Genomic DNA, 26,289 nt, shown 5'->3' with positions numbered 1-26,289 from the left:
ATACACCACAAGCCACAAAGATACTAATAACTTCTCAATATTTTCTGAAAGAAAAAAATTAAATATTTTTTACATTTGTTTAGCTTTTTTGTAAAAAACTTATAAATTTGTGGTTCGTTAACAACTCCTATTTTTCTAAATACCTTTGTTACGAAAAAGAGCAAATGTTCTTCACAATTAGTAAATTAATTCAAAACAATTTGATATGTACAGAAAATTAGCCGCATTATTTGTGCTGATGCTTTTGGTGTTGCCACTGTCAGCACAAGTAAAAGTAACCGGAAAAGTTACTGATGACACCAACAGTCCACTTCCAGGAGCCAGCATTTTGGTAAAAGGGAGTACACACGGAGTTAGTTCTGATTTTGATGGAAATTATGAAATAGAAGCCAAACAAGGCGACATACTTGAATTTAGCTTCATCGGATTTCAAACGCAAACCAAAAAAGTAACAACAACAGGCAAATCAACGACTATAAATGTTGTTCTTTTGGAAGACGCTCAACAACTTGAAGATGTTGTGGTTATCGGTTATGGTACTCAGAAAAAAGAAAGCTTAACAGGAGCTTTACAAACCGTTAAAAAGGAAAAGCTGGCAGATGTTACCACACCTTCTGTGGAGAATATGCTTAACGGAAAGGTTTCCGGAGTGTTTGTTGCTCCCGGTTCAGGGCGTCCTGGAGAAACCGGAGCCGTTATCATTCGTGGGAAGTCGACCTTAAACGGAAGCACAGCACCTCTTTGGGTAATTGACGGGGTGATTGTCGGGTCAAGTGCAGGAGCTTTAAATCCTTCTGACATTGAGTCTATGACCATTTTGAAAGACGCTGCTTCTACCGCAATTTATGGTTCACAAGGAGCCAATGGAGTTATCTTGATTACAACCAAAAAAGCTAAGGAAGGGAAATTACAATCGCAAATATCTCTCAGACAAGGAATCAGCTCACTTACAAATGGAAACTTGGAAGTAATGAACGGAGCAGAGTTGTACGATTATTTCAATTCGTTTTCAAACGTTTCAAACATTAAATTCCCTCGTTGGAATCCTGAACTTCGCAATAGTAATTTTGACTGGTGGAAGGAAGCAACTACAATGGGAATTGTACGCGACTATAGTGCTTCTATCAGTGGTGGTTCCGAAACGCTTCGTTCGTATTTCTCCTTCGGATTTTACGATGAAAAAGGAGCTGTAAAAGGGCTTGATTATACAAAATATGATTTCCGTGCGAAAGCAGATTATCAACCTTTTAAATGGCTTACCATCAAACCAAATATTTCTGGTACAGTTCGTACTACTGACGACAGGCAACATTCAGTAGGGGCGATGTATTCAAATTTACCTTGGGACAGTCCTTACGACAAAGATGGAAATATCGTTCCTCACCGCTCATCACTTTGGGTTAATAGCAACTCAACAAACTATTTGTATGATTTACAATGGAATTGGGGTAAAAGCAAGCTATTCCAAGCAATGGGAGGATTGGATTTTGATATCAAAATAAACGATTGGCTTACTTTCTCTTCAGTAAATAACTATAAGTATATAGGAAGTTTTTCTACTGGCTATGCTGACCCTCGTTCTTCAGGAGGAGAAAGCGTAAAGGGGCGTGTGTCAGAATCACAGGACAATATCATTCGTCGTTATACAAACCAAATTTTGAAATTTGACAGGTCATTTGACAAACATTCAGTAAATGCCTTAGTGGCATATGAGTATAATGACTATTGGGGGAAATCGCTCTCAGTGGCAGGTACAGGCATTGTTCCTGGTTTTTCAGTGCTTGATATAGTTACCAAACCTGAAAAAACTAAAGGAGGAATTTCTGAATGGGCAGTTCAATCACTTCTGTCAAGAGCTGTGTATAGTTACGACAATCGCTATGTTTTGGAAGGTTCTTTACGTCGTGACGGGGCTTCTAACTTTGGTACAAATGCCAAGTATGGTACTTTCTATTCAGTGAGCGGAAGCTGGAACATACATCGCGAAAATTGGTTTGCTCCAAAATGGGTAAATGCACTTAAACTTCGTGCTTCATACGGAACTGTGGGTAGCCGTCCTAATATTTTATACCCGCAATACGATTTGTACGCTGTTTCAACAGGAGCAAGTTATAATCAAACGCCTGGTGCTTTGATATCACAAGTGGGAAATAAAGATTTAACTTGGGAAAGTACAGTAACCACAGGTTTGGGATTAGATGTTACCCTCTTTGACAGAATATCTTTCACATTTGATTATTATAACAAAGACATTGATAATGTGTTATATCCTGTTCCAGTTTCAGGGCTTACAGGTGTTACTTCTATATGGCGTAACGTAGCAGCTCTTTCAAATGAAGGATTCGAAGCTACATTAGGGGCATCAATTATCAAGAATGATAATTTTCAATGGTATTTGGATGTAAACATAGGAAAAAACACCAATGAAGTTAAACGATTATATGGAGATAAGGAAGAAATTATCATTCGTGATGGTTTGGGAATTGCCGGCTCAACTGATAAAATACTAAAACCAGGATTAGATGCTGATACATTCTATATGAGAGAATGGGCAGGTGTAGACAAACAAACGGGAGCTCCTTTGTGGTATAAAACGGTAACAGATGCCAATGGTAATGAAGTTCGTGAAACAACTTCTAACTATGCCGAAGCCAATCAAGTAGCTTTAGACAATGCTACTCCTGATTTCTTCGGAGGATTTGGAACTTCGTTAACTTATAAAAACTTCAATTTGAGTGCTAATTTTGGTTTTTCATATGGAGGAAAAATTTATAACTATTCCCGAACAGAATATGACTCTGACGGAACTTATACTGACAGAAACCAAATGAAACTCAAAAAAGGCTGGTCAAGATGGGAGAAACCTGGCGATGATGCTACACACCCCAGAGCCTTATATGAGAACAAAAGTAATTCAAATAAAGTTTCTTCCCGTTTCTTAGAAGATGGAAGTTACTTGAAACTTCGATCTCTTTCAATTGGTTACAATCTTGATCTTTCTCAATATAAATTACCTAAATTACATTTTTCTCTTACAGGAGAGAATCTGTTCTTTATTTCGGATTACTCAGGTGTTGACCCAGAGATACCAAGCATTGGAGGTAATGCTCTTAATTCTGCTGGTCCGTCAATTTATCCTGCAACACGTAAATTCATCTTTGGAATAACTGCTAATTTTTAAAATAAACATTATGAAGAATATAATATACATACTTATAGTTTTTATAGGGCTATCCTCCTGTGACATTGATAGATTTCCTCACGGAAGTATGCCTTCAGAGAAAATAACAGGAGACCCTGACAGCTCACTTGATGGACTGCTTAACGGTTGTTATGCACAAATGAAAGGCTGGTCGGACGTAATGCACCGTTGTGGAGAGTACGCGGGTGATAATATGATGATTCGTGGTAGCTCAACTGACTCTTTTTATGAGTTTATTTCATATTCACGAACGCCAAACAATGGTCGTCTTCAATCGTTTTGGGACAATGGTTACAAGGTAATCGCACAAGCATCAAATATCATCAAGTTAATCCCTGAAGAAACAGCTTCAGCAGAAACTAAAAGTAAATTGGGAGAATGTTATTTCTTGAGAGGAATGATGTATTTCTATCTTTCAAGAGCTTACGGACGCCCTTATTTTCAATCACCTGAAACAAATTTAGGCGTGCCTATTGTTAACGGAACTCCTGAGGATTTGGTAAATTTGAGCTTGCCTGATCGTTCTTCTGTAAAAGAAACTTATGAACAAGCCATCAAAGATTTGTTAAAAGCAGAAGAGTTAATCACTCGTCAAAGAGGAAATGCCTATGCTTCAAAAGAGGCTGCTCAGGCTCTTTTATCGAGAGTATATCTTTATATGTCAGGGACTTATGAAGCTCCAAATACAAATTACGCTCAACTATCTGCTGATTATGCAACTAAAGTCATTGATTCAGGAAAATATACTTTGCTTGATCGTCAAACTTTTATGAAATACAATACATTAACACCAGAAAACAACAAAGAATCAATCTTTGTAGTAAAAAGAGTTGCGACCGAATTTTCTGGTTACGACCACTACTACGGTATTGGCGGAATGTACGCTAACATCGGTGGAATGGGTTGGGGAGAAATGTACGCCAGTGCCAAGTACATTGACCTGCTTAACGAAACAGGACGCAACGACTGGGCAAAAAACAAAATCGTTGATGCCAGAGCAAGCTTTATTGAGCCTCAATATGTAGCTCCTTCGGTAAAAGTTACGATAAACGGAAAAGAAGAAGTATTTAAACAAAAAGTTTTCCGTTTCATTCATAAAACTTTCGACAAACAAGGAAAACAAACAGGCTATGGTTACACACAAGCCGCTGTTGATTACGATTACGAAAATGACCGCCTAAAAACTCCAACTTGTACTGTTAAAGTTGGTGATGTAACCACTTCATTTACACTTACTACGGTAAATGCTCAAGAAGGTATTTACAGCATTAATTACAACAATGAAGTTTGCCAAGGAGTTATCGATGATTTGATGAAGCTAAATCGTGCTTATCCGATGTTTTACATAGCAAAATGCTCTCGTGAGGGAGAGGATTCACATTTGCATTCACCTGTAATTTCCCGATTAGGAGAAATTTACCTCAACCGAGCTGAAGCTTATGCCAAATTAGGTCGTTACGGAGAAGCTCTAATCGATTTAAATAAAATTCGTGAACGTTCTATCGTGGGCGGAGGTTACCCAGTGTTAAATGCTTCAAACGCCAGTGAGTTGATAGATAAGGAAAGACAATTGGAATTGGCTTTCCAAGCTGAACGTAGTTACGATGTGTTCAGAAACGGAAAATCACTTACACGTCATTACCCCGGACCTCACGATGCTTTAACTGATATTTCAGCAAGTGATTATCGTGTTGTTTATTATATACCACAAACAGCAATAAACTCATACCCAGGCACATTGACACAAAATCCAACTAAATAATTTCTTTTTGTAAAGAATAATTTTATACTTTCATAAAGATAAACAGTAGAGGAGTATTTCTTTACTGTTTATCTTTTTTTATCTGTAATCACAAAAATTAATACTATCTTTGTAGCTCAATAAAATAAACATACAAACCAAATAATATGAACTTTTTAGATTTAGCAAAAAATAGATACACCACAAAAGTTTATCAAGGCAAAAAAATTTCTGAGGAAAAAATAGAAAATCTGAAAGAAATTCTACGTTTAGCACCATCTTCCATAAATTCGCAACCTTGGCGATTCATTTTTGTATCTGACGAAAATAAAAAACAAGAATTAGCAAAAGTTTCTTTCTTTAACGAACCAAAAATCAACAATGCAAGCCATTTGGTTGTTTTCTTAGGATTTGATAATCTTGAGAAATTTGAAAGTCAAATCCAGAAGTATTTACTTGAAGGTCAAATCAATTACTACTTTCAGAATGTAAAGCCTAAAGGTGAAGAAGCCATAAAGAAATGGTTGCATCGTCAGGTATATATTTCGTTGGGTTATTTTTTAAGTGCTTGTGCATCAATGGATATCGACAGTACTCCTATGGAAGGAATCCAGTTAGAGAAATATGACGAAATCTTAAAGCAAGACGGTTATAAAACACTTTTCGCTGTGGCAATCGGTTATCGCGACCCAAACGATAGCAATCAACCCAGCAAAAATCCTAAATCACGTTTACCTTTGGAGGAAATCATTTTTGAATTATAAAATCTTAAAAATGACAAATAAAAAAGGAGTTAGAAAAATTCTAACTCCTTTTTGTTATGTAAAGAAACAAATCTTTTACAACCATTTAACCAAAGCAAAATCCTGACGATGAGGCAGTAAGTCATTTTTAGGGAAAATTCGTACTGCTAATTGCAACGAACCAGGATAATCCGTAACTACTTCAAGTACATAAACGCCTTTGCTTCCTTCTTGTGAAACAGCAGTAAATTCTTTCTTATCTACCACTTTTATGCGTCCGTCCTTATCTTCCTTGGCAATAACTAATTCTACACCTATGTCACTGACTTTCAAGTCTCCTATATCCAAAGTGATTTCTCCTCTGTAATTTTTACCAATTGAAATAAGTTGTTTATTTTTATTCGGTGTTATCACTTCAACCACTTTGATATTATCCCATTCTTGGCTTACTTTACGTTTCCAAGCAGAAATTTCTATTGCTGTAGCATAATTATCTTTTTTCAAACTTGCCGCACGCTCACTCATCGGATAGTAGAACTGATTTTCGTAATCCGTTAACATTCTTGTAGTTGTAAAGTTTACAGCTACTTTAGCAATTGTATTTTTAATGAAAGAACACCATCTTTGCGAAATTCCGTCTCTATCTTTTTCATAGAAAGCCGGAGCTATTTCATCTTCAATAATGTTGTAAATCGTTTCGGCATCCATTTCATTTTGGTACTCTTGACTTTCGTAAGCACGTTCCATTGGCAATGCCCATCCGGCATCTTCACGATAACCTTCTACCCACCATCCGTCAAGTACACTGAAGTGCATCACACCATTCATCGCAGCCTTTTCACCACTGGTTCCTGAGGCCTCTTGCGGACGTGTAGGCGTATTCATCCATACATCCACACCTTGAACCATATGGCGAGCCAGTTCCATATCATAATTCGGGATGAAAAGGATTTTTCCTAAGAATTGTGGTAATTTGGATATTTCAACGATGTGTTTTATCAAATCTTGACCTGCTTTATCGGCTGGGTGAGCTTTTCCGGCAAAAATAAACTGTACGGGACGTTCCGGATTATTCACAATTTTATCCAATCGCTCGATGTTTGTGAATAACAAATGTGCTCGTTTGTACGTTGCAAAACGACGAGCAAAACCGATTGTCAGGATATCTTTACGTAAATTCTCCTTGATTTCAATTAGCTGTTTTGGAGAGAAATACGGCGTGTTTTTTTCTAAACGTAACTTCTGTTCCACGCGTCGTAGAAGTTTAGCACGTAACTCGGTTTTTACTTCCCAAATGCGTTTATCGGAAACCTTGTAGATTCCTTCAAAACTTTTCGGGTCATACGTATGTGTTTTGAAATCTTCTCCAAACACTTCATTTTCAATTTCTTTCCATAAGCCTGCTGTCCACGTTGGTTTATGTACACCATTAGTCACATAGCTGATATGCAATTCCTCAGGCATATATCCAGGCCACAAATATTTGAAGATATCTCGGCTTACCTCTCCGTGTAGCCAGCTCACTCCGTTTACTTCCTGAGAAAGATTCGCTGCCAAATTACTCATTGAGAATTTCTCTCTTGGGTTGTATAAATCAATTTTACCCAAAGCCAGAATTTGTTCCCAATTCACGTGCAATTTTTCTGTATAGTTCTCAATATAAGCACGTAGCATTCCTTCTTCAAAGAAGTCGTGCCCTGCAGGAACTGGTGTGTGAGTAGTAAATAACGATGATGCACGTACCACTTCCATCGCCTCAGAGAATGACAAATTATCATTTTGGATGTATTCGCTAAGTCGCTCTAAACCAATAAACGCCGCGTGTCCTTCATTACAGTGATACACATCAGCATCAATGCCCAATTTACGCAACATTTTGATTCCTCCCAAGCCTAAAAGCATTTCTTGCTTCAAACGATTTTCCCAATCGCCACCGTACAAGTGATGCGTTACGAATCGGTCATCTTCTCTATTGTCTTCAAAATCAGTATCTAATAAGTACAATTCTATTCTACCTACATCCACACGCCAAACTCGTGCATAGAGCGTTCGTTGAGGCAAATCAACGGATACAATCAACCATTTTCCATTAGGCTCAGTTACAGGAGTTACAGGAATTTTTGAAAAGTCTTGTGCCTCATAATCAGCCTCTTGATTTCCTGCAGAAGATAATTTTTGCGTGAAATATCCGTAGCGGTATAACAAGCCGACACCTGTTATTTTTGTAGCTTTGTCACTGGCTTCCTTCAAGTAATCTCCTGCCAGAATTCCTAATCCTCCTGAGTAAATTTTTAACGAAGAATGCAAACCATACTCCATACTAAAATAAGCCACAGAAGGACTTTCCATTTCTACTTTTTTTGCCATATAGTGCTGAAAATCATCATACACTTTTGACAATTTTTTCATAAAAACAGTATCATTTTCAAGCTCTTTGTATCGAGAAAGTGAAATTGTGTCAAGTAACGCAATTGGGTTTTTGCGTGAATCAATCCATTTCACCGGGTCAATGCTATAGAACAATTCCGAAGCCTCATTATTCCAGCACCACCATAAGTTTTTAGCAAGTTCTTCAAGTGGTTGCAATGCTTTTGGTATAGCTCTGTGAATGATAATGTTACGCCACACAGGAGTATTAACCATTTTGCTTTTTTCTAAAGCCGAAGAACCTTCCGTATCGATGTTTGGTAGGTTGATGATTCTATCCTCAATGCTTGTCAATGTAAGTTCGTAGCTTTTCAAATAATGCTGACTTAAATTTTTCCACAACGCTATTTCCGAAACTTTTTTAGCCGTTTCACGCAAAGCATCAAAATCTTCATCTTTCATTTGCAAAAGCGAAATGATATTTTTAGTAACTTCTGCTACTATATCTCCATAATTTCCGTCATTGCGTGAAATAACTTCAATAGCATTCTGTTTTTCAGGATAATATTGTTCTACCCATTTTCCAAATCCTGCTAATGAAGTAGTTATGGTTGGCACTTTGAAAGCCAAACTTTCCAAAGGTGTGTAACCCCAAGGTTCGTAATATGAAGGGAAAACTGTTCCGTCTATCCCGATAAGCAAATCGTAGTAAGACAAGTTGAACACACCATCATTTCCATTCAAATAACTTGGGCAGAAAATAACTTTCACCTTATCTTCCTTACGGTTGAAAAGCTGTTGCTCGTGAATTCTTCGTAAAATTTGGTCATTGTAAGTGTCTGACAAATAATGCGTAAGATGTTTTTGTTCGTTTTCCTTCGCTTGTTGCGGATTTTCCAAATTATGCAATAATCCTGCATTTACGGCTTCGTGAGCTGTCGGAATCAGAACGAAAGCAAGTAATTCTTTCTTGTTTTTTGTATTTCGGTTTAATGCCCCTAACGAATCGATAAAAGCATCAATTCCTTTATTTCGGAATTCATATCTTCCGCTAATTGCTACGATTTTTGTATCCTCACTGACAGAATGCCCCACGAGTGCCTGTGCTACCTTATGAAGCTGTTTTTTAGCCTCTTTGCGTTTCTTATCAAAGGCTTTCGCCGTCGGAACGATAGAATCTTCAAAACCATTCGGAGTAATGATATCCGTTTTTCTGCCTAAGAAATGTAATGCTTCATTGGCTGTAAGCTCACTAACAGTGGTAAAGGTATCAGCTGTTTTTGCAGCAGCTTTCTCCAAGAAATGCTTGTGCTGAACGCCAAATCGGTACGCCATTTCTTCAGGATTATAGCCCTTCATATTGTCATAAAGCGGATAACCATTTCCTGCAATTGAACGACCAACTACCGTTGCGTGCGTGGTGAAAACAGAGCCAATTTTTGGCATTTTGTCCTCAATATAAAGCACTCCACTTCCTGTCATCCACTCGTGGAAATGACAAAGAACATTCTCACGTGAAGCAGTATTGAATTTCACAAAACTTTCTATAACCTTTGCAGAAGCATACCCGAAAAGCACTGATTCGATGTAATCCCACGAACTGTTGAGTGAATCTAACTTGTAAGTATCCCAGTAGTAGCGTAAAATTTCATTTTTGTTGCTGATGTATCGTGCAAAATCAACCAAAATTACTATCGGATTGCCCGGAATATTCCAATTTCCTACACGAACGCGCAAACCTTCACTTTCTGCTTTTATTTTCCACGATTTGAATAATTCCTTATTCTCAACAAATTCTTTACTTTCGGTATGTTGCCACACATCCGGACCAATGAGAATATATTTATTTTTGAATTTCTTGGTGATACTCAACGCTTTGGTTGAAATAACAGTATGAATACCACCCACTTTGTTACACACTTCCCAACTTGTTTCAAAAACATAATCAGGGTTTAATGTTACTTTCTTTGTTGGCATAATTTAAAATACGTTGTTGCTATTATTAACTATCTTTTTTACAATTTTTTCAAGAGGTAAAAGTACGAATTAATATTCTCTTCTCTGCAAAAAAAGAGGAAAAAAATTAATCTTTTTTGCCCAAAAACAAAAACCACAGCCTAAGCTGTGGTTTTCGCAATTCCTAATCCTTAAAAATATGAAAAATTTCCTCTATGAAGAAGATCTCGTGGTACCTCCAGGAATCGAACCAGGGACACAAGGATTTTCAGTCCTTTGCTCTACCAACTGAGCTAAGGTACCAGTTGTTTTGCTTTGCGAGTGCAAATATAGAAACTTTTTTCAAACTAACAAAATAAATCTTGCAAATTTGTACAATTTTTCTTCAAAAACAAAAACAATTACTGATTATCAAATCATTATAAAAATAGTTTTTCTGTAAAAATTTTAATCTCTCCTTTTAGCTCTTGTGCTTTTTTGTATATTTCTGAAATATTGATATCCGAATCATCTGTTTCAAAAAAATAACTTCCTTCAGGAATTGTCCTGAATACATTTTGTAATTTCTCGTTTGTAAGCAATTCTTTCCCGAAAGAAAGACATATTCCTTTCTGCAGAAGCATCTCTGCCACAGATTGGTTTTTATTAAATCCGTGTAAAATCCAGATTTGATGCGGTTGGAATTTCTTTTTTAAGGCTATCAATTCGCTGTATGCTTTTACGCAATGGATGATGAGAGGCTTTTTCAGCGTCTCTGACAATTGTATATGCTTTTCAAAGATGATTTCTTGCAATTCCAAGCTTTCTGAGACGTTTTTGTCCAAGCCACATTCGCCAATGGCAACACAATTAGGATGTTTGGCTACATTAACAAGCGTTTCCCACTGTTTGTGCCAATCCTCCAGAAACCAAGGATGAATCCCAACAGAGAACAAATCATCGGTTTGGGCTGTAAGCGGATATTCATTCTTTATAACGATGGTATCGTAGGAAGATTTCTGCTTGTGCGAATGTACATCTAAAAATTTCATTCTCTATTTTTGGTGTCTATGATAATCGTTACGGGACCATCGTTGCATAAATTCACTTTCATATCTGCTCCGAACTCTCCCGTGCCTATTTCTTTGCCCAAATCATTTTGTAACTGCCTTACAAACCCCTCGTACAAGGGCACTGAAATATCGGGCTTGGCTGCTTTGATGTAACTTGGTCTGTTTCCTTTTTTAGTAGAAGCGTGCAAGGTAAATTGCGAAACTACAATAACTTCGCCATCGATATCTTTGACAGATAAATTCATCACGCCATTTTCATCATCAAAAATGCGGAGACTTGCCACCTTTGCCGAAAGCCATTTCACATCTTCTTCCGTGTCAGCTTCCTCTATGCCAACTAAAATCAACAATCCTTTGTTAATTTTTGACGCTATTTTATTTTCAATCACCACAGAAGCCTCCGATACACGTTGTATTACTACTCTCATCTGTATTTCTTACTTACTTTTTTGATTCAATTATTTTCAGTGACAAAAATAATTCTTTTCCGTTAGCTTAACAATTTCTGAAAACAAAAAAGAAGAGGAACATTTATTCCTCTTCTGACATAAATTATATAATTTGTAAACACCATCTTGCTATAATCCCCAACGAATACCGAAAGAAAGCGGGTATTCATTTACCGGATTATTTCTGAAAAGCGGAACAAGACTATATTTTGCATAAATAGCTTTATTTCTATAACCAATATGTGCCGACAATCCGTACACCCAATCATTGGTGCTTAATTTGTTATAGCTAACATCCTTGCTTCTTTTTCCGTTTTCGTTGTAATACTTTACTTTCTGCTTGCCTGTTAATAATCCGCCCACATATGCACCTATACCCAATCGGAATCCTCTGTTGTACTCTCTTTCTTTGTAGTCATAATACCCTCCCAGATTTAATTCCAAGCTAACCGGAAGTATTAAATAGGTTGCCCGAAACTTAGACTTATACGTATCAAAAGGATATGGCTGTATTGAAGTTACTCCATCTTTATTTACAAAGTAATCATCACCTTTCATTTTTAATTTATTGAACATAAAGGAGTAGCCATAGTTAACACGAAGTAATTCACTGTTTTTGAATATCCTTGTACTTCTGCCTCCACCTATTTCGAAGGATTTTGATCCCCAAACTTTGAATTTATCACTTCCGAAGTTCCCCGCACTGTTCAGTGTATGGAATCCTAAAGCTATGTGCGAGCCTGAAATGGTACGTTTTGACCTTTTGGGAGTTGGAAATATATTAATTTCTGTCCTTTCTTCCTCTCCTCCATTTTTGGTTATCCTTACCAAACCCAAAATATTTATATCCTGAATTCCGTTATTAACACCATCTTGATATTTACTATCGCTATCATCTGAAATCACATCAACAGGAGCCTCCGATTCGGTGGCAAATAATGAATCCAGCTTTTTCACTGCCATTTCAAGCTCTCTTTCAAGATTAGTATTGTTATATTTGTAAATAGAATCCTGTTTTGCTAACTTTTCCTCGATAACTTTTTTCTGCACCTCTCTCTTTTCTTTTAGCAGGACTATAATTTTGTTCCTTTCTTTCTTGATTTTGTTCTGAATACTGTCTTTTGTTTGTGAAGAAAGGTCTCTTTTCATTTTGTTGGCGGTGTATTCGGATATTTCTTTATTCTTAACCATTCTGTCGATTACTATAATCTTCTCGGTAAGTAATTTTCTTTCTTTGCTGATGATAGAATCTATCCTTTCTTTTGATTCTCGGATTTTCTTATCATAATCATCTTGCCCAACAATCGTTCCCGGAAAAAGCAGGAAGATAAATAAAATACTATGTAATATTCTCATAAACTGTATATTTAAAAATTAGTTATTCTTTTTCATATGATGAAATGCTATCCTTAATTTGTCGTATTCATCATTGACTCTGTCAAAAAACAAACGAGCTCTGTACTTAAAATCAGACTTCTCAATATCTGAAAGTATCTTTTCGGTATCCAAATTTTCTTCTATATACTTATTCAGCTTGGCTTCCGATGATGCAACCAATAGCAATTCATCAGGATTGATATTAGTAAAGTACATCGCTTGGAAGATACTATCAACACGTTGCTCAAAGAGAACATCTTCTTGAAGTGCCAGAAATATATTCTCGGAAGAAAAGTCACCCAGAACCTCATCTACATATTTTTCCGAATCCGAAATGATTTCATCTTCCGATATTTCTTTCAATTTATCCCGATTGGGAGGCTCTTCCTCATTGACTACATATTTGTTATTCTTAGTGTAGTTCTTTTCCAAAGCAATTGAATTTTCAATAACCGTTTCGGAAGTATTTTCCTGAATATTTTTAAATTGAAAATCCTCAGCGGGATTCCTTTTCAAGGATTCTGAATTATTTTTCACAATTACATATCCCTTTGTTGGGTTTTTCTGATTAAAGAAATGTTGATTGTACAGTATTATTGTTGTTAAAAAAGATGCTGCTACTGATAAAACAATATAGTGCGACTGTTTCCGATTTTTGTTTCTTGTATAATGGTTATCCAATTGGGATTCCAACTGATTCCATAACTCCGGCGTAGCCTCAATCTCTCTATTTTCAAATGTATCTTTTATATTATTTTTCCAATCATTTTGCATAATTATATTTTTTGTTGGTGAGTTTTTCTTTCAATAACTTCTTGCTGTATGCCAATTGCGATTTGGATGTCCCTTCCGAGATACCTAATTCTTCTGCAATTTCCTTATGGCTATAATCTTCAAATACGTATAAGTTGAAGACCATTTTGCAACCCGATGGTAGTTCGTCGATAAATGCCTGCAAGTATTCTTGCTCAAATAATTGCTCGCTGGATATTTCTTCTGTGTCATCGTAGGAATTTTCCCAGTCCGAATAAACTACCTTTTGGGTTTTGCTTCTCAAAAAATCAATGCATTCATTTACCGTGATGCGTCGCATCCAAGCATACAGATGCTCTTGTTCTTTGTAATCCTTCAAATGTGTGAAAATTTTGAAGAAAGCTTTTAACAGAACATCTTCAGCAAAATGTAAATCATTGATGTACAAACGGCACACGCTTAACAGAGATGACGCATACGCTTCATAAAGTTCCTTTTGTGCTAAACGGTCGTTTTGCTTGGCTCTTTCAATGAGATACTTCTTATCTGTTTTTATTTTTATACTTTTTGACATTCCTGCTAAGTAATTCTATTTGCTTTCTTTCTTATTTCATTTCTTTATAAACTTATTTTGCCCTTCTGAAAGGCTCTTTGCAACTATAAACGAAAAAAATAATACTAAGGTTGGAAAAAATTCATCTTTTTACAAAAAAGGTTGTCCCTAAAACAGAGACAACCCTTTTCTCATCAATGAAAAAATTAAATTACATTACAACTTTAAATATATTTTAAAGGTAAAATACTACATTGTTAAGCTTATACCAATTCCAAAAGAATGATTACGCTGAAAACCTTTTATGTTTTTAAACAAATCCTTTACACCATAATCATAATACAACGATAAGGACAACTCACTATGTTCTCCTATGTTTGGAGCTAATGCAAAACGAAAACCATAATCACTTTTTGCGATACCCAAATTGCTTTTATTAACGCGTAAAGAGTAATAAGGTCCTCCCACAACACGTAAAGTAAATGGCGAATCAAATAAATATCCTTTATGAAGGGCTACACCAAACTCCAAAGGCATTTTCAAGTAATTAATTGGAGTATCGCAACTTCCTTTTGATGAAAATCCAAGCCCTGTTCGAAAAAAATACCAACCATTAAACGTAGTTGATAAATAAATATCCGATGAAACAGAAGTCCGCATTCTTGATGAATAATCTGAAATATAGCTATTCATTAACATAACTCTGGCTCCTAAACGAAACCAAAGCATTTTAGAGTGAGACGTTTTAAATATCTTCTCTTCCTGTAATTTTTCAAGTTCAATAAATCTTAAAAAGTCCTTTACCTTTATATCTCCTGAATAATTATTAATCAAAGTCCCATCGGATGATAAAATAATTAGTTTTCGCATACCTCTTCCTGGGTAAACTTTAAACCTGTCTAAACTTTTTAAGAGGAAAATTAAAAGTTCCAAGAATTTTTAGCATTTTTGTTTTGCATAACAAAATGAAAATCAAGGAACTTTGAGCAAAGATATAATAAAAAAATGGATTATTTCCCATTTGAGTATTGGAAAAAGAGGATTTAAAACAAAATTTGATTTATCATTAATTTTTCTTCTGATAGTCAAACGATTAAAAACAGGTTGCCAGTGGAGGGAACTTCCGGTAGAAGTGTATTTTAAAGACCAAAAAATAAGCTATCAAACAGTCTATTATTATTTCAATAAATGGAGTAAAGATGGTAGTTTTAAGCGAATTTGGCTTAATTTGTTGCTTGAGAATCGGAGAAAATTAGATTTATCAAGCGTCCAACTTGATGGTAGTCATACTCGATGTCGAATGGGAGGACAATCTGTTGGTTATCAGTTAAGAAAAAAGTCAAAGACCACGAATTCTATCTTTCTGTGTGATAATTTGGGGCAAATTTTAGCAATGGGTAGTCCAAAATCCGGTAATCATCACGATTTGAATAATATAGACTTTGTTTTAAAAGAGATTTTGAATCTTTTGGAGGAAGCGAAAATAGAGCATAAAGGCTTGTTTGTCAATGCAGATGCAGGTTTTGATAGCCGAGACTTAAAAAGTTTTTTACAGGAAAAAGAAATAATACCTAATATCAAACAAAATCCCAGAAATGGACAAAATGAAAATATTTATTTTGACGAAGAATTATATAAAAATCGGTTTAAAATAGAGAGAAGTTTTGCGTGGCTTGATGGTTTTAAAGGATTGATTATAAGATATGAAACCCTAAACACAACTTGGATGGCTATGTTGTATCTAGGGATTATACTAACATTTATTCGAAAAGTTTAAACAAGTTTTTTATCTAAAAGGTTTGCCTCCTTTCTGTTTGTATTCATTTTTAACACGATGTACTTTTCCTGAAGCTTTGCTTTTACATCTTTATTAATAAAAATACAATCTTCAAATACTTTATAATCGGAAAAATAAGTATCATAAAAGAAAAGCAATATTTTTTTATCCTCTTCTTTTGCTTTTTTTAATGCTTTTTCAAAAGAAAGCTTTGAAAATATCGACTCTGATTCTGAAATATCATCCGATTTTTGCAAAGAATTTATGCCTGAAATTTCTCTAATTATTCTTTTAAATCCTTTTATGGTATTTTTATCTTCATAATAGGCAAGTTGAACTGATTTACTTGTCTCTGGTAATGGTTCGAAAAATAATTGATACTTAATTTGTTTTCCTTTTTCCATCGGGATTTCATCATAAGTAATTCCTTCTACCTTTTGTAATCCATATTGTAAGGAATCTAACTCTGTCCAGATAAAAAGATTTTCAGGTAGCTTAAAAGTATCCTCTTCTTCCCTTGCTGTTTTTATAAAATGAAAAACAGTGGTACTATCTGTTAATATTATCTTTTCAATTGTTCCCAATATCAATGAATGATTATCCCAAAATTTTTCAATAACCTTTTGTGGGTAAACATATGCACTTACCAAATATAGTGTAACTAATAAAAACTTACCTTTTATATTCATAAAAATTCAATAATACAAAATTAATCTTTTTTAAAAATATTTTTTAAGTTATTTTAATTATCACGACTCCATTTTTCCCATTCCACTGTTTTCGTTACCTTTACGTGGAGCATTTCTTCGTGATAACACATCTGAAAAATACTTTCTGCTGTTGTTAATTACGTCCAATGCTTTTATATGGAAATCTGATTTGCGTATTTCTGCCGATGTAAAAATATAGTTACAAACCTTGCGGTAGTTATCTGACATCTCTTTTCTTAATGCCCTGATATTGTAGGTTGTTTTTTCAAGGTTTTTATGTGAGCGATTTGCAAAAACGGCATCAAATTCCGCACTTGATTTTTCCAACTCTTCAACAAAAGATAAAATTTTTAATACGGAAACATCATTAGCATATTTTTCAGACTTCAACAAGGATAATAATGTTGCCAGACGCTTGGTTTGTATTTCATACGCTTGCGTTTCAATACCTTTGTAGCTTGCTAATAACATCGACAGGTTGTGATACGCATTTTTCTGGGCTTCTGTCTTTGCCGCTCGGTAAGGTTTAATACTTGCACGCAAGGCTTTCATATCCTCATCACGTACTTTATCCAGCTGAGCCAAATTTTTAGACTCCTCATTATAGTAGGTTTGCTCTAACGCTTTGTCGTACGTATTCAAACGGTCTTTCAAATCTTCCAGAACTCTTTTTACTGCCTCATCTTCGGATAAATTAATCCCTGATTTGGTAATATCTTCAAACAATCGGGTCAGTAATTGTCCGAACTCCGCATTTTGCAAACGCGATACTTCTAATTTTTGTAAGTTTATCTTTTCCATAATTTTCTTCTTAAACATTAGAATATTAAAATAGACACTATAATTATACACTTTCAATCCTCAAATTGAAATATCTACTCCACAAATGTATGAAAATATATTTCAGAAAGAAAACTATTTATAAAATATTTAAGAAAAAATCTAAAAAAGTAATATAAACAACAATAAGTTTCTATCTTCCTTCATTTCAGATTTTTTATAATAAAAATACCTCTACGATAATGTAAATCAAAATTATTTCAACTCAAAATACCACTACGACAGACTAAAATATTTTTATAGCTTGATAAAATACCTATACGATAACGTAAATCAAAATTATTTCAACCCAAAATACCACTACGACAGACTAAAATATTTTTATAGCTTAATAAAATACTACTACGACAACATAAGCAAAAACTAATTCAACCCAAAATACAACTACGACAGACTAAAATATTTTTAGATATTGAAAAATTACAACTACGACATATTTAATACTTTTTTATACATCAAAAAATGTATCTACAACAAGCCGAAATCTTTTTTAAAATCACAGAAATAGCACTATTATTATAATACGGAAACTTTCTGAAGACTTTTTTGTAATCAAAATTGTAATTTTACATATCGAAAATCGTGTACTATTGCCTATTTTGCCTTATCGTAAAAATAAAAGTTGCTGCCGTATCCCTACGACAGCAACAACCTAAATCATATGAGTATAGCATTACGCTATGAAAGCTTGGCTATAAAATAGCCGAAATCTTTTCTTTGTTATTTCAGCCTGATATGCAATTCATCAAGCTGTGCCGGGTCAATTGGCGAGGGTGCATCAATCATCACATCGCGTCCGGAGTTGTTTTTCGGGAAGGCTATAAAATCACGGATGGTTTCTTGTCCTCCCAAAATGGCTACCAACCTATCAAAACCGAAAAAGTTATCCTTGTAGATTGAATATAGACTTCTTGAAAAGGTAATTTTTCTAAGAACATTTATAAATTATAATTTACTCCAAAGGATAAGCTCATCAAATCAGGATAACCAGGTACAAAGGACGTCGTTAAGTCAAATCGCTCATTCAAAGCATATTTGTATTCAAATTCTCCGCCATACCACAAAAACAAATATTGCCACTGACTGTCTTTGCCTCCTTTAAATACGTTCGGATTATGATAGCCCTCTAATTTTTGCCAATTCTTACGAAATACCAAAGTGGGACCTACACCACCTGATAATTTATGTTTCTGTATTTCAAAAATTTTAAAGCGAATACCGATATGCGAAAATCCGCCAAACCGAACTGCACAATCGGCATAAATCCCTTGTGCAAATTTTATACTTATATTCTCATAAACAAATTTTTCAGCAGAAATAATCGCTCCCAAATTCAGAACAAAATAAGCATTTTTGTCTAATTTATTAGGCATTAGATGAGCATTCTGCCTCTCTCCCAACGGATGAAAACTCAAACCAAAAAATTTTATGCCGATATTATCTCGTACTAAACATTTATCGTCCTGCCCTAAACATTGAGATGAAATTAATATTGCTAAAATTAAAAAGTATTTTTTCATTTTAACCTGATATGCAATTCATCAAGCTGTGCCGGGTCAATTGGCGACGGTGCGTCAATCATCACATCCCGACCCGAGTTGTTTTTCGGGAAGGCTATAAAGTCACGGATGGTTTCTTGTCCTCCCAAAATGGCTACCAACCTATCAAAACCGAAAGCTAAGCCTCCGTGTGGCGGTGCTCCGTATTTAAAGGCATTCATCAAGAAGCCAAATTGTGCCTCTGCTTGCTCAGGCGTGAAGCCCAATAACTCAAACATTTTGGATTGAAGTTCTTTATCAAAAATTCGGATAGAACCTCCCCCTATTTCGTTTCCGTTCAGCACCAAATCGTATGCATTTGCTCGTACTGCCCCCGGATTGGTGTCAAGCAGCGGAATATCTTCGGGTTTTGGAGATGTAAACGGATGGTGCATTGCAAAAAATCGGTTCTCTTCTTCATTGAACTCCAACAATGGGAAATCTACCACCCATAACGGAGCAAATTCGTCCGCTTTGCGTAAGCCCAAACGCTCAGCAAGTTCCATACGCAAGGCTGAAAGTTGCCCACGCACCTTGTCCGCTTTTCCGGAGAGGATACAAATCAGGTCGCCTGCCTTGGCTTCGGTACGTTCTGCCCATTTTTTGAGGTCTTCTTCCGTGTAGAATTTATCCACAGACGATTTGAAGCTGCCATCTTCGTTGCATTTAACATACACCATTCCTGATGCACCCACTTGCGGGCGTTTTACCCATTCGATTAGGGCGTCAATCTCCTTGCGTGTGTAGCTGTTAGCTCCCGGAACGGCAATCCCGACCACCAATTCCGCTTCGTTAAATACTTTAAAGTCTTTGTGTTGAGCAATATCGTTAAGCTCACCGAATTTCATCCCGAAACGGATATCCGGTTTGTCGTTTCCGTATGTTTTCATCGCTTCGGCGTAAGTCATTCGTGGGAATTTTTCTACCGAAACGCCTTTTACTTCCTTCAAAAGGTGTTTTGTAAGTCCTTCGAAGGTATTTATGATGTCTTCTTGCTCCACGAAGGACATTTCACAGTCAATTTGGGTGAATTCCGGCTGTCTGTCAGCACGTAAATCCTCATCGCGGAAGCATTTTACTATCTGAAAATATTTGTCCAGCCCGCCAACCATCAAGAGTTGCTTGAAGGTTTGTGGCGACTGCGGAAGTGCGTAAAACTCTCCCTCGTTCATACGTGACGGCACCACAAAATCGCGTGCTCCTTCGGGTGTTGATTTGATAAGTACGGGAGTTTCTACCTCAATAAAGCCCTTTGCAGAAAGATAATTGCGAACCTGCATCGCTACCTCGTGGCGGAAAATCAAATTATTACGAACAGGTGTGCGACGAATATCCAAATATCTGTATTTCATACGGATATCTTCCCCGCCGTCCGTGTTATCTTCAATGGTGAAAGGAGGAAGTTCCGATTTATTAAGCACGGAAAGTTCGGTAACCAAAATTTCCACTTCACCTGTGGGAATATTTTTATTTTTGGACTCGCGTTCAATAACTTTTCCCCTTACCTGAATGACGTCTTCCCGTGATAGGGCTTCGGCTTGCTGAAAAACATTTTTGTCAGTGCGTTGTTCGTCAAAAATGAGCTGCGTGATTCCGTAACGGTCACGGACATCTACCCAAATCATAAATCCTTTATTTCGAGTACGCTGTACCCAACCGCTGAGAGTGATTTCTTTATTTACGTCCGTCAGGCGAAGCTCGCCGCAAGTATGTGTTCTGTACATTTTTAGAGATTTGTTTTACGATTGCAAATGTAGTGAAAAATTAAGAATTCAAAAAGCAAGATTTCGTTTTTATAACAAAGAAAAAATCCCCAACAATAATACATACTGCTGAGGATTCATTTCAGAATTTATTGTTTTAACTATCTTTTCTTATATGTTGTAACTGTAGTAATTGTTATATTATTATCTTGCTCTACCAAGGTCATCGTGAGAGTATTGCCACTTATTGTAAAATTAAATTCTTCAATAAAATACCTCTATCTAATAAATGCTTAATTGAGTTTTCTGTATAGGTAATCATATTGTTATACAATGCATCTATTCCACTCGGAGCCCCTTCTCTTACAGGCATATAATAAATAAAATCAGACCACGATTGCGGATAATTAAAATCCATATACAAAAAACTTACTTTATCCAATTTGGACATTTTACTATCATCTGACGCTATTATATCCATTAAAAACGCTACTGCCCAAAACAAATAACAATCTTCTTCAATGTTTACATTTTCGGCATCCACACCCATATTTTGCACAAATTCATTGAGAGCTTCTTCACTATATGAATCTGCTAATACATAAGCATCTGCTAATTGGTCATCTGAACAAAGAATCTTTCCCTCTTTACAAAAAATAATAACCTGTTCTATTGTTATCCAACCCTTTCCTAAACCTACGCAAACTGCATTCCAATCTTTAAGAATAAAATCTCTTTCGAATATTTTCATAACAACATCAAATAATTTTTTTAAAAACTATTTTCTACCCAAGAAAAAACACAACTCCTTTTCGATATAATTTTCAAGATTTTTTATTAATTCCGCATCGCTATATAAAATATTTTCCGTTTTAATTGAATACCTTATGATTTTATTCAACGCCCATCTATTAGGAAAATTAAGACTATAAAACGCCTCATAAACCTTATCAAGTTTTTCTTCTTCTGAAATATTCATTTGATGAATGGTTAGTAAAGAATCCAATTCCCATATTCTAAAATATTCGTCAGGAATATCAAATACATCATCTTTTTCATCACAAGGATTGTTATCTTCATTACAAAACGAAATTATTTGTTCAATAAATTGATTTTCAGACTTCAAATAAGCATCTTCCAAAAAATAATTTCTTAATTCGTCCGATTTTTTAATCATTCCTTTTTTGGACAGTTCTATGATTTCCTTTCCAGAAATGTATCCCAATTTATAATCGACGTAAATTTCAGCAAAATTATCAATTAGGATGTTATATTGGTTAAGTGTCATATTTACAAAAACTTATATTTATTATTTCTACCAAGTAGGAGAAGGTTTGACAGGTGCTCACCCCTAACAGAATTACCCCACGCTTTTTTACTCTCTATTTTAGAAATTTGATTAGAAGCATCTTTGCGATTGTTAAATCTTTCTCCTTCCTCGAAAGTAAGATATCTCTGTTGATTTTTATCTACTTTCATATTTGCATATATACATAAAATATCTCCTTCTATCTTTCCTTTCCAACGAAAAGCGTTCAAAAATCCCCATTGATGTACTTTTTTAAGCTTTCTATTATAACAATTTTATTATCAACTACATATACTCCCTAAATAAATTTATCATCATCAAAATAATTATACATTTTATGCTTTTTATTTTTAACATATTCATCAATATTACCATTATATTTAATTGATAAAAAAGTTCCATCTTCGAAAAAAATTAATATTTTTGAAAAACCTTTAAATACTTTTTTTATTATCAAAAGAAGTTTTTGTACTTCTTTCCGATTGAAACGATTGGTGAGAAGTTATCAATGCACAAGATTGTATCAGAAAGCTCCAAATTACAAGAATGTATAACTTTTTCATAACTCAAATATTTTATCAATACTATCATATTGTAATACTAGGCGGGATTCTTTCCCACCTATATTGATAGATATTATCTGCTAATATAGCTTCTATTTCATCAAAAACGTACTTTCCTTCATCTCCATTATTAAAAAATAAACAATTATTATCGTCTGTTTTTATCATTACATAATAAATAACATTTTCTCCATTAGATTCCTTCCCGATGCCAAATTGAATATCTAAAATTCTTTTCCCTAACAGCCTCCCTAATTTTGATTCTTCTTTATCAATTTTCTTTATTGAATAAATTTCACTATCCAAGTCTTTTGTCTCTATCCAATGCTTGGTTTCTGAAAATAAAATCGTTTCTCCATCATCTGAGATTGCTATTTTTAAAGCCTTTTTCTTACCCAAATATTCAATGTTAATATACAACTCTAAAAGTATTTCTTCTAGTGTTACTTCTATCACATTGCATATTTTATAGCATTTAAGTTTAGTTATCGTGTCCATATAGTTGTGGCTTTATTAAAATATTTATTACCCATAGTATTCTTAAGAGTAGTAATCATTGTTCCATCGGAACGTGTGACAATAATATGTCTTCCATTTGAAAAAATAGAGCATCTTTAAATCCTCCAGCCATAGGATTTTACTTCTAGAATTAGGATTAGCATTGCATCACTTACACTCTCTAATATGTTTCCTACTTGACGTAAAGCTGTTGTAGCCTATTTTGGTTACTTTTTTATTTTATAAACTTGTTTAAACTTTTCGAATAAATGTTAGTATAATCCCTAGATACAACATAGCCATCCAAGTTGTGTTTAGGGTTTCATATCTTATAATCAATCCTTTAAAACCATCAAGCCACGCAAAACTTCTCTCTATTTTAAACCGATTTTTATATAATTCTTCGTCAAAATAAATATTTTCATTTTGTCCATTTCTGGGATTTTGTTTGATATTAGGTATTATTTCTTTTTCCTGTAAAAAACTTTTTAAGTCTCGGCTATCAAAACCTGCATCTGCATTGACAAACAAGCCTTTATGCTCTATTTTCGCTTCCTCCAAAAGATTCAAAATCTCTTTTAAAACAAAGTCTATATTATTCAAATCGTGATGATTACCGGATTTTGGACTACCCATTGCTAAAATTTGCCCCAAATTATCACACAGAAAGATAGAATTCGTGGTCTTTGACTTTTTTCTTAACTGATAACCAACAGATTGTCCTCCCATTCGACATCGAGTATGACTACCATCAAGTTGGACGCTTGATAAATCTAATTTTCTCCGATTCTCAAGCAACAAATTAAGCCAAATTCGCTTAAAACTACCATCTTTACTCCATTTATTGAAATAATAATAGACTGTTTGATAGCTTATTTTTTGGTCTTTAAAATACACTTCTACCGGAAGTTCCCTCCACTGGCAACCTGTTTTTAATCGTTTGACTATCAGAAGAAAAATTAATGATAAATCAAATTTTGTTTTAAATCCTCTTTTTCCAATACTCAAATGGGAAATAATCCATTTTTTTATTATATCTTTGCTCAAAGTTCCTTGATTTTCATTTTGTTATGCAAAACAAAAATGCTAAAAATTCTTGGAACTTTTAATTTTCCTCTTAAAAAGTTTAGACAGGTTTTATATAAACATTTGTACTATCAGGTTTGGGACTAAATTCTTTGAAATGATATATTGTATTTGAATCAAACCATTTGTTTCCCAACCCTTTTTCTTTATAAATAATAAAAGTTGTATCGTTTAAAATTTCTCCAATAGTATGGTATTGCCTATATGTACTTCTCCCTATAAAAGTTTCTGTTTCAATATTGGGATAATTTATTGAAAAAACACCGTAGGAATGAGGTTCTTCTTTTGCCTTTTTTATAAATTCAGAGTTTAGTAATATCTTGTTTTCTATAACAGAGAAAATATTCTCTTCTGTTCTTGTATAAATACGTAAACAGATACCATTTCTATTAAATACAAAAATTCCGTTCCCTCCCCAAGGGTGTGTAAGGGAATAATAATAGCCATCTGTTCGTAATTCTTTCCCTAAATAAGGCTTACGTTGCATAGTTAAACTTTCTACTGTTTGTTTGTAACACGACAAAAACAATAGTGTGAATGTGAATATTAAAAATTTCTTTACCATAATGTATAAGGATTTGATGAATAATAACCATAATATAATCTGTCAGAAAGACTCAATCTTCTAAAATGGGGCACACCAAAAAGGTTGTGAAAACCGTTTTGTATCGGTGCTCGTACGTTTCTTTCGCTGTTGTAACCTACTTTGGCTCCTTTTTTATTTTATATAAACATTTGTACTATCAGGCTTTGGACTGAATTGTCTGAAATGATATGTTGTATTTGAATCAAACCATTTATTTCCCAACCCTTTTTCTTTATGGATTACAAAGGTTGTATCATTTAAAATCTCCTCAATAGTGTGGTATTGTCTGTACGTACTTCTCCCTATAAAAGTTTCTGTTTCAATATTGGGATAATTTATTAAAAAAACACCGTAGGAATGCGGTTCTTCCTTTGCTTTTTTTATAAATTCAGGATTTAGTAATATCTCATTTTCTATGATAGATAAAATATTTTTTTCTTTTCTACTTATGAAAACTTGTAAACAAACACCATTTCTATTGAACACAAAAATTCCGTTTCCTCCCCAAGGATCTGAAAGAGAATAATAATATCCGTCAGTACGTAATTCTTTTCCTAAATAAGGCTTACGCTGCATAGTCAAACTTTCTACTGTTTGTTTGTAACACGACAAAAACAACAATATAAATGCGAATAATAAAAATTTCTTTACCATAATGTATAAGAATTTGATGAATGATAACCATAATAAATTTTGTCAGAAAGGTTTAACCTTCTAGAATGAGGTGCTCCAAAAAGATTATGAAATCCATTTTGTATGGGTGCTCGTACGTTTCTTTCGCTGTTGTAACCTATTCTGGATCCTTTATTATTTTATATAAACACAAGTACTATCTGGTTTGGGACTGAATTTTTTAAATTTGTAAGTCAAATTTTCATAAACAACATTCCCTTTCTTACTATTGACCGTTCTGTGTAAAACAAAAGTAGAATCATTTAAAATCTCACCATAATGCTTAAATGTAGGAAAAACACTACTTTCGAGGGTTTCCATTTCAAGAGTAGGATAATTTACTTGGAAAATACCTATTTTATCTCCTTTGGAGCACACAGATTTTATGTAATCAGCATTTAATAATATCTCTCTTTCCAAATTTTTCAAAAGTTCAGGAATATTTTCGCCTTTACCAATATCTCTACTCGCTAAATTATAACAAACACCATTTTTGTAAAAAATTCCAATAAAAATATATTTACTATATTTTTGATTTACAATATTTGAATAATAGTACCCATCTGTTCGTAACTCTTTTCCTAAATAAGGTCTGCGTTGCATTTGCAAATCATCAATACTTGTTTTGCAACTAAGTGTTGAGATAAAACTAACTAATATTAAAAATTTCTTTACCATAATGTATAAGGATTTGATGAATAATAACCATAATATAACCTATCAGAAAGGTTTAACCTTCTAAAATGAGGCACCCCAAAAAGATTATGAAATCCATTTTGTATGGGTACTCGTACGTTTCGTTCGCTGTTGTAAC

At 34.5% G+C, this 26,289-nt stretch carries 24 protein-coding genes and 1 tRNA gene; 4 read left to right on the top strand and 21 right to left on the bottom strand.

Translation table 11 applies throughout. The features are described 5' to 3' along the window. Window positions 1-205: 205 nt before the first annotated feature. The 3 genes from CGC58_RS07175 (at window position 206) to CGC58_RS07165 (ending at window position 5,707) form a co-directional block, all read left to right on the top strand. Entirely contained in the window at window positions 206-3,181 is a 2,976-nt protein-coding gene (locus CGC58_RS07175; protein WP_095896103.1) for a SusC/RagA family TonB-linked outer membrane protein, read from the top strand. A 10-nt stretch (window positions 3,182-3,191) separates the two neighbouring features. Further along, on the top strand, window positions 3,192-4,964 hold the full coding sequence (locus CGC58_RS07170) for a RagB/SusD family nutrient uptake outer membrane protein (protein WP_095896102.1): 1,773 nt from the start codon (window positions 3,192-3,194) through the stop codon (window positions 4,962-4,964). A gap of 146 nt (window positions 4,965-5,110) precedes the next feature. After that, a complete protein-coding gene (locus CGC58_RS07165; RefSeq protein ID WP_095896101.1) occupies window positions 5,111-5,707 on the top strand; it encodes an NAD(P)H-dependent oxidoreductase in 597 nt (198 codons plus the stop codon). A 75-nt stretch (window positions 5,708-5,782) separates the two neighbouring features. Here the strand turns inward: CGC58_RS07165 and glgP are convergent, their stop codons facing one another. From glgP to CGC58_RS07125, 8 genes are all read right to left on the bottom strand, one after another. Then, window positions 5,783-10,033: an alpha-glucan family phosphorylase gene (gene glgP, locus CGC58_RS07160; protein ID WP_095896100.1), complete on the bottom strand. Its 4,251-nt coding sequence runs from the start codon at window positions 10,031-10,033 to the stop codon at window positions 5,783-5,785. 206 nt (window positions 10,034-10,239) lie between these two features. After that, window positions 10,240-10,312: transfer RNA gene (locus CGC58_RS07155), tRNA-Phe, on the bottom strand. 116 nt (window positions 10,313-10,428) lie between these two features. Then, entirely contained in the window at window positions 10,429-11,040 is a 612-nt protein-coding gene (locus tag CGC58_RS07150; protein WP_095896099.1) for a TatD family hydrolase, read from the bottom strand. Further along, on the bottom strand, window positions 11,037-11,489 hold the full coding sequence (dtd, locus tag CGC58_RS07145; protein ID WP_095896098.1) for a D-aminoacyl-tRNA deacylase: 453 nt from the start codon (window positions 11,487-11,489) through the stop codon (window positions 11,037-11,039). The genes CGC58_RS07150 and dtd overlap by 4 nt, the downstream gene beginning before the upstream one ends. A 150-nt stretch (window positions 11,490-11,639) precedes the next feature. Beyond that, window positions 11,640-12,866: a hypothetical protein gene (locus CGC58_RS07140; protein ID WP_095896097.1), complete on the bottom strand. Its 1,227-nt coding sequence runs from the start codon at window positions 12,864-12,866 to the stop codon at window positions 11,640-11,642. An 18-nt stretch (window positions 12,867-12,884) separates the two neighbouring features. Then, complete coding sequence (locus tag CGC58_RS07135) at window positions 12,885-13,661, bottom strand: hypothetical protein (protein ID WP_095896096.1); 777 nt, start codon at window positions 13,659-13,661, stop codon at window positions 12,885-12,887. After that, window positions 13,651-14,214, bottom strand: coding sequence for an RNA polymerase sigma factor (locus CGC58_RS07130; RefSeq protein ID WP_373279396.1), 564 nt, complete (start codon window positions 14,212-14,214; stop codon window positions 13,651-13,653). The genes CGC58_RS07135 and CGC58_RS07130 overlap by 11 nt, the downstream gene beginning before the upstream one ends. A gap of 228 nt (window positions 14,215-14,442) precedes the next feature. Beyond that, the gene (locus CGC58_RS07125) at window positions 14,443-15,063 is read right to left on the bottom strand and encodes a hypothetical protein (protein ID WP_095896095.1); all 621 of its coding nucleotides are present in this window, start codon (window positions 15,061-15,063) and stop codon (window positions 14,443-14,445) included. 112 nt (window positions 15,064-15,175) lie between these two features. On the opposite strand from CGC58_RS07125, the gene CGC58_RS07120 reads away from it, so the two are divergent. Further along, complete coding sequence (locus CGC58_RS07120) at window positions 15,176-15,970, top strand: IS5 family transposase (RefSeq protein WP_095894635.1); 795 nt, start codon at window positions 15,176-15,178, stop codon at window positions 15,968-15,970. Here the strand turns inward: CGC58_RS07120 and CGC58_RS07115 are convergent. From CGC58_RS07115 to CGC58_RS07060, 13 genes are all read right to left on the bottom strand, one after another. After that, complete coding sequence (locus CGC58_RS07115) at window positions 15,967-16,659, bottom strand: thioredoxin family protein (protein WP_095896094.1); 693 nt, start codon at window positions 16,657-16,659, stop codon at window positions 15,967-15,969. The two genes, CGC58_RS07120 and CGC58_RS07115, sit on opposite strands and share 4 nt — an antisense overlap. 60 nt (window positions 16,660-16,719) lie before the next feature. Next, entirely contained in the window at window positions 16,720-17,481 is a 762-nt protein-coding gene (locus CGC58_RS07110; protein ID WP_095896093.1) for a DUF6261 family protein, read from the bottom strand. Window positions 17,482-18,240: 759 nt separating this feature from the next. Then, window positions 18,241-18,384 carry a hypothetical protein gene (locus CGC58_RS12625; RefSeq protein ID WP_157909229.1) on the bottom strand — a complete coding sequence of 48 codons (144 nt, stop codon included), beginning with the start codon at window positions 18,382-18,384 and terminating at the stop codon, window positions 18,241-18,243. Window positions 18,385-18,458: 74 nt separating this feature from the next. After that, a complete protein-coding gene (locus CGC58_RS07105) occupies window positions 18,459-19,040 on the bottom strand; it encodes a hypothetical protein (protein WP_095896092.1) in 582 nt (193 codons plus the stop codon). Continuing rightward, entirely contained in the window at window positions 19,037-20,782 is a 1,746-nt protein-coding gene (gene aspS / locus CGC58_RS07100; RefSeq protein ID WP_095896091.1) for an aspartate--tRNA ligase, read from the bottom strand. The genes CGC58_RS07105 and aspS overlap by 4 nt, the downstream gene beginning before the upstream one ends. 223 nt (window positions 20,783-21,005) lie before the next feature. Then, window positions 21,006-21,512 (bottom strand): DUF2247 family protein, encoded by a 507-nt coding sequence (locus tag CGC58_RS07095; protein ID WP_095896090.1) that lies wholly within the window; start codon window positions 21,510-21,512, stop codon window positions 21,006-21,008. A 27-nt stretch (window positions 21,513-21,539) separates the two neighbouring features. Further along, a complete protein-coding gene (locus CGC58_RS07090; RefSeq protein WP_095896089.1) occupies window positions 21,540-22,049 on the bottom strand; it encodes a hypothetical protein in 510 nt (169 codons plus the stop codon). A 2-nt stretch (window positions 22,050-22,051) separates the two neighbouring features. Then, entirely contained in the window at window positions 22,052-22,240 is a 189-nt protein-coding gene (locus CGC58_RS07085) for a hypothetical protein (RefSeq protein WP_095896088.1), read from the bottom strand. Window positions 22,241-22,657: 417 nt separating this feature from the next. Continuing rightward, on the bottom strand, window positions 22,658-23,089 hold the full coding sequence (locus CGC58_RS07080; RefSeq protein ID WP_232748806.1) for a hypothetical protein: 432 nt from the start codon (window positions 23,087-23,089) through the stop codon (window positions 22,658-22,660). A gap of 294 nt (window positions 23,090-23,383) precedes the next feature. Next, window positions 23,384-24,178 carry an IS5 family transposase gene (locus tag CGC58_RS07075; protein ID WP_095894635.1) on the bottom strand — a complete coding sequence of 265 codons (795 nt, stop codon included), beginning with the start codon at window positions 24,176-24,178 and terminating at the stop codon, window positions 23,384-23,386. A gap of 79 nt (window positions 24,179-24,257) precedes the next feature. Then, complete coding sequence (locus tag CGC58_RS07070; protein WP_157909228.1) at window positions 24,258-24,782, bottom strand: hypothetical protein; 525 nt, start codon at window positions 24,780-24,782, stop codon at window positions 24,258-24,260. A gap of 153 nt (window positions 24,783-24,935) precedes the next feature. Next, window positions 24,936-25,457, bottom strand: coding sequence for a hypothetical protein (locus tag CGC58_RS07065; protein ID WP_157909227.1), 522 nt, complete (start codon window positions 25,455-25,457; stop codon window positions 24,936-24,938). 153 nt (window positions 25,458-25,610) lie between these two features. Then, window positions 25,611-26,153, bottom strand: coding sequence for a hypothetical protein (locus tag CGC58_RS07060; protein ID WP_157909226.1), 543 nt, complete (start codon window positions 26,151-26,153; stop codon window positions 25,611-25,613). Between the last annotated feature and the right edge of the window lie 136 nt (window positions 26,154-26,289).

Source organism: Capnocytophaga stomatis, assembly GCF_002302635.1.
In the GTDB taxonomy this organism is placed as follows: domain Bacteria; phylum Bacteroidota; class Bacteroidia; order Flavobacteriales; family Flavobacteriaceae; genus Capnocytophaga; species Capnocytophaga stomatis.
The sequence above is the reverse complement of the archived record's forward strand: the minus strand, read 5'-3'. Positions and strand labels throughout refer to the sequence as shown.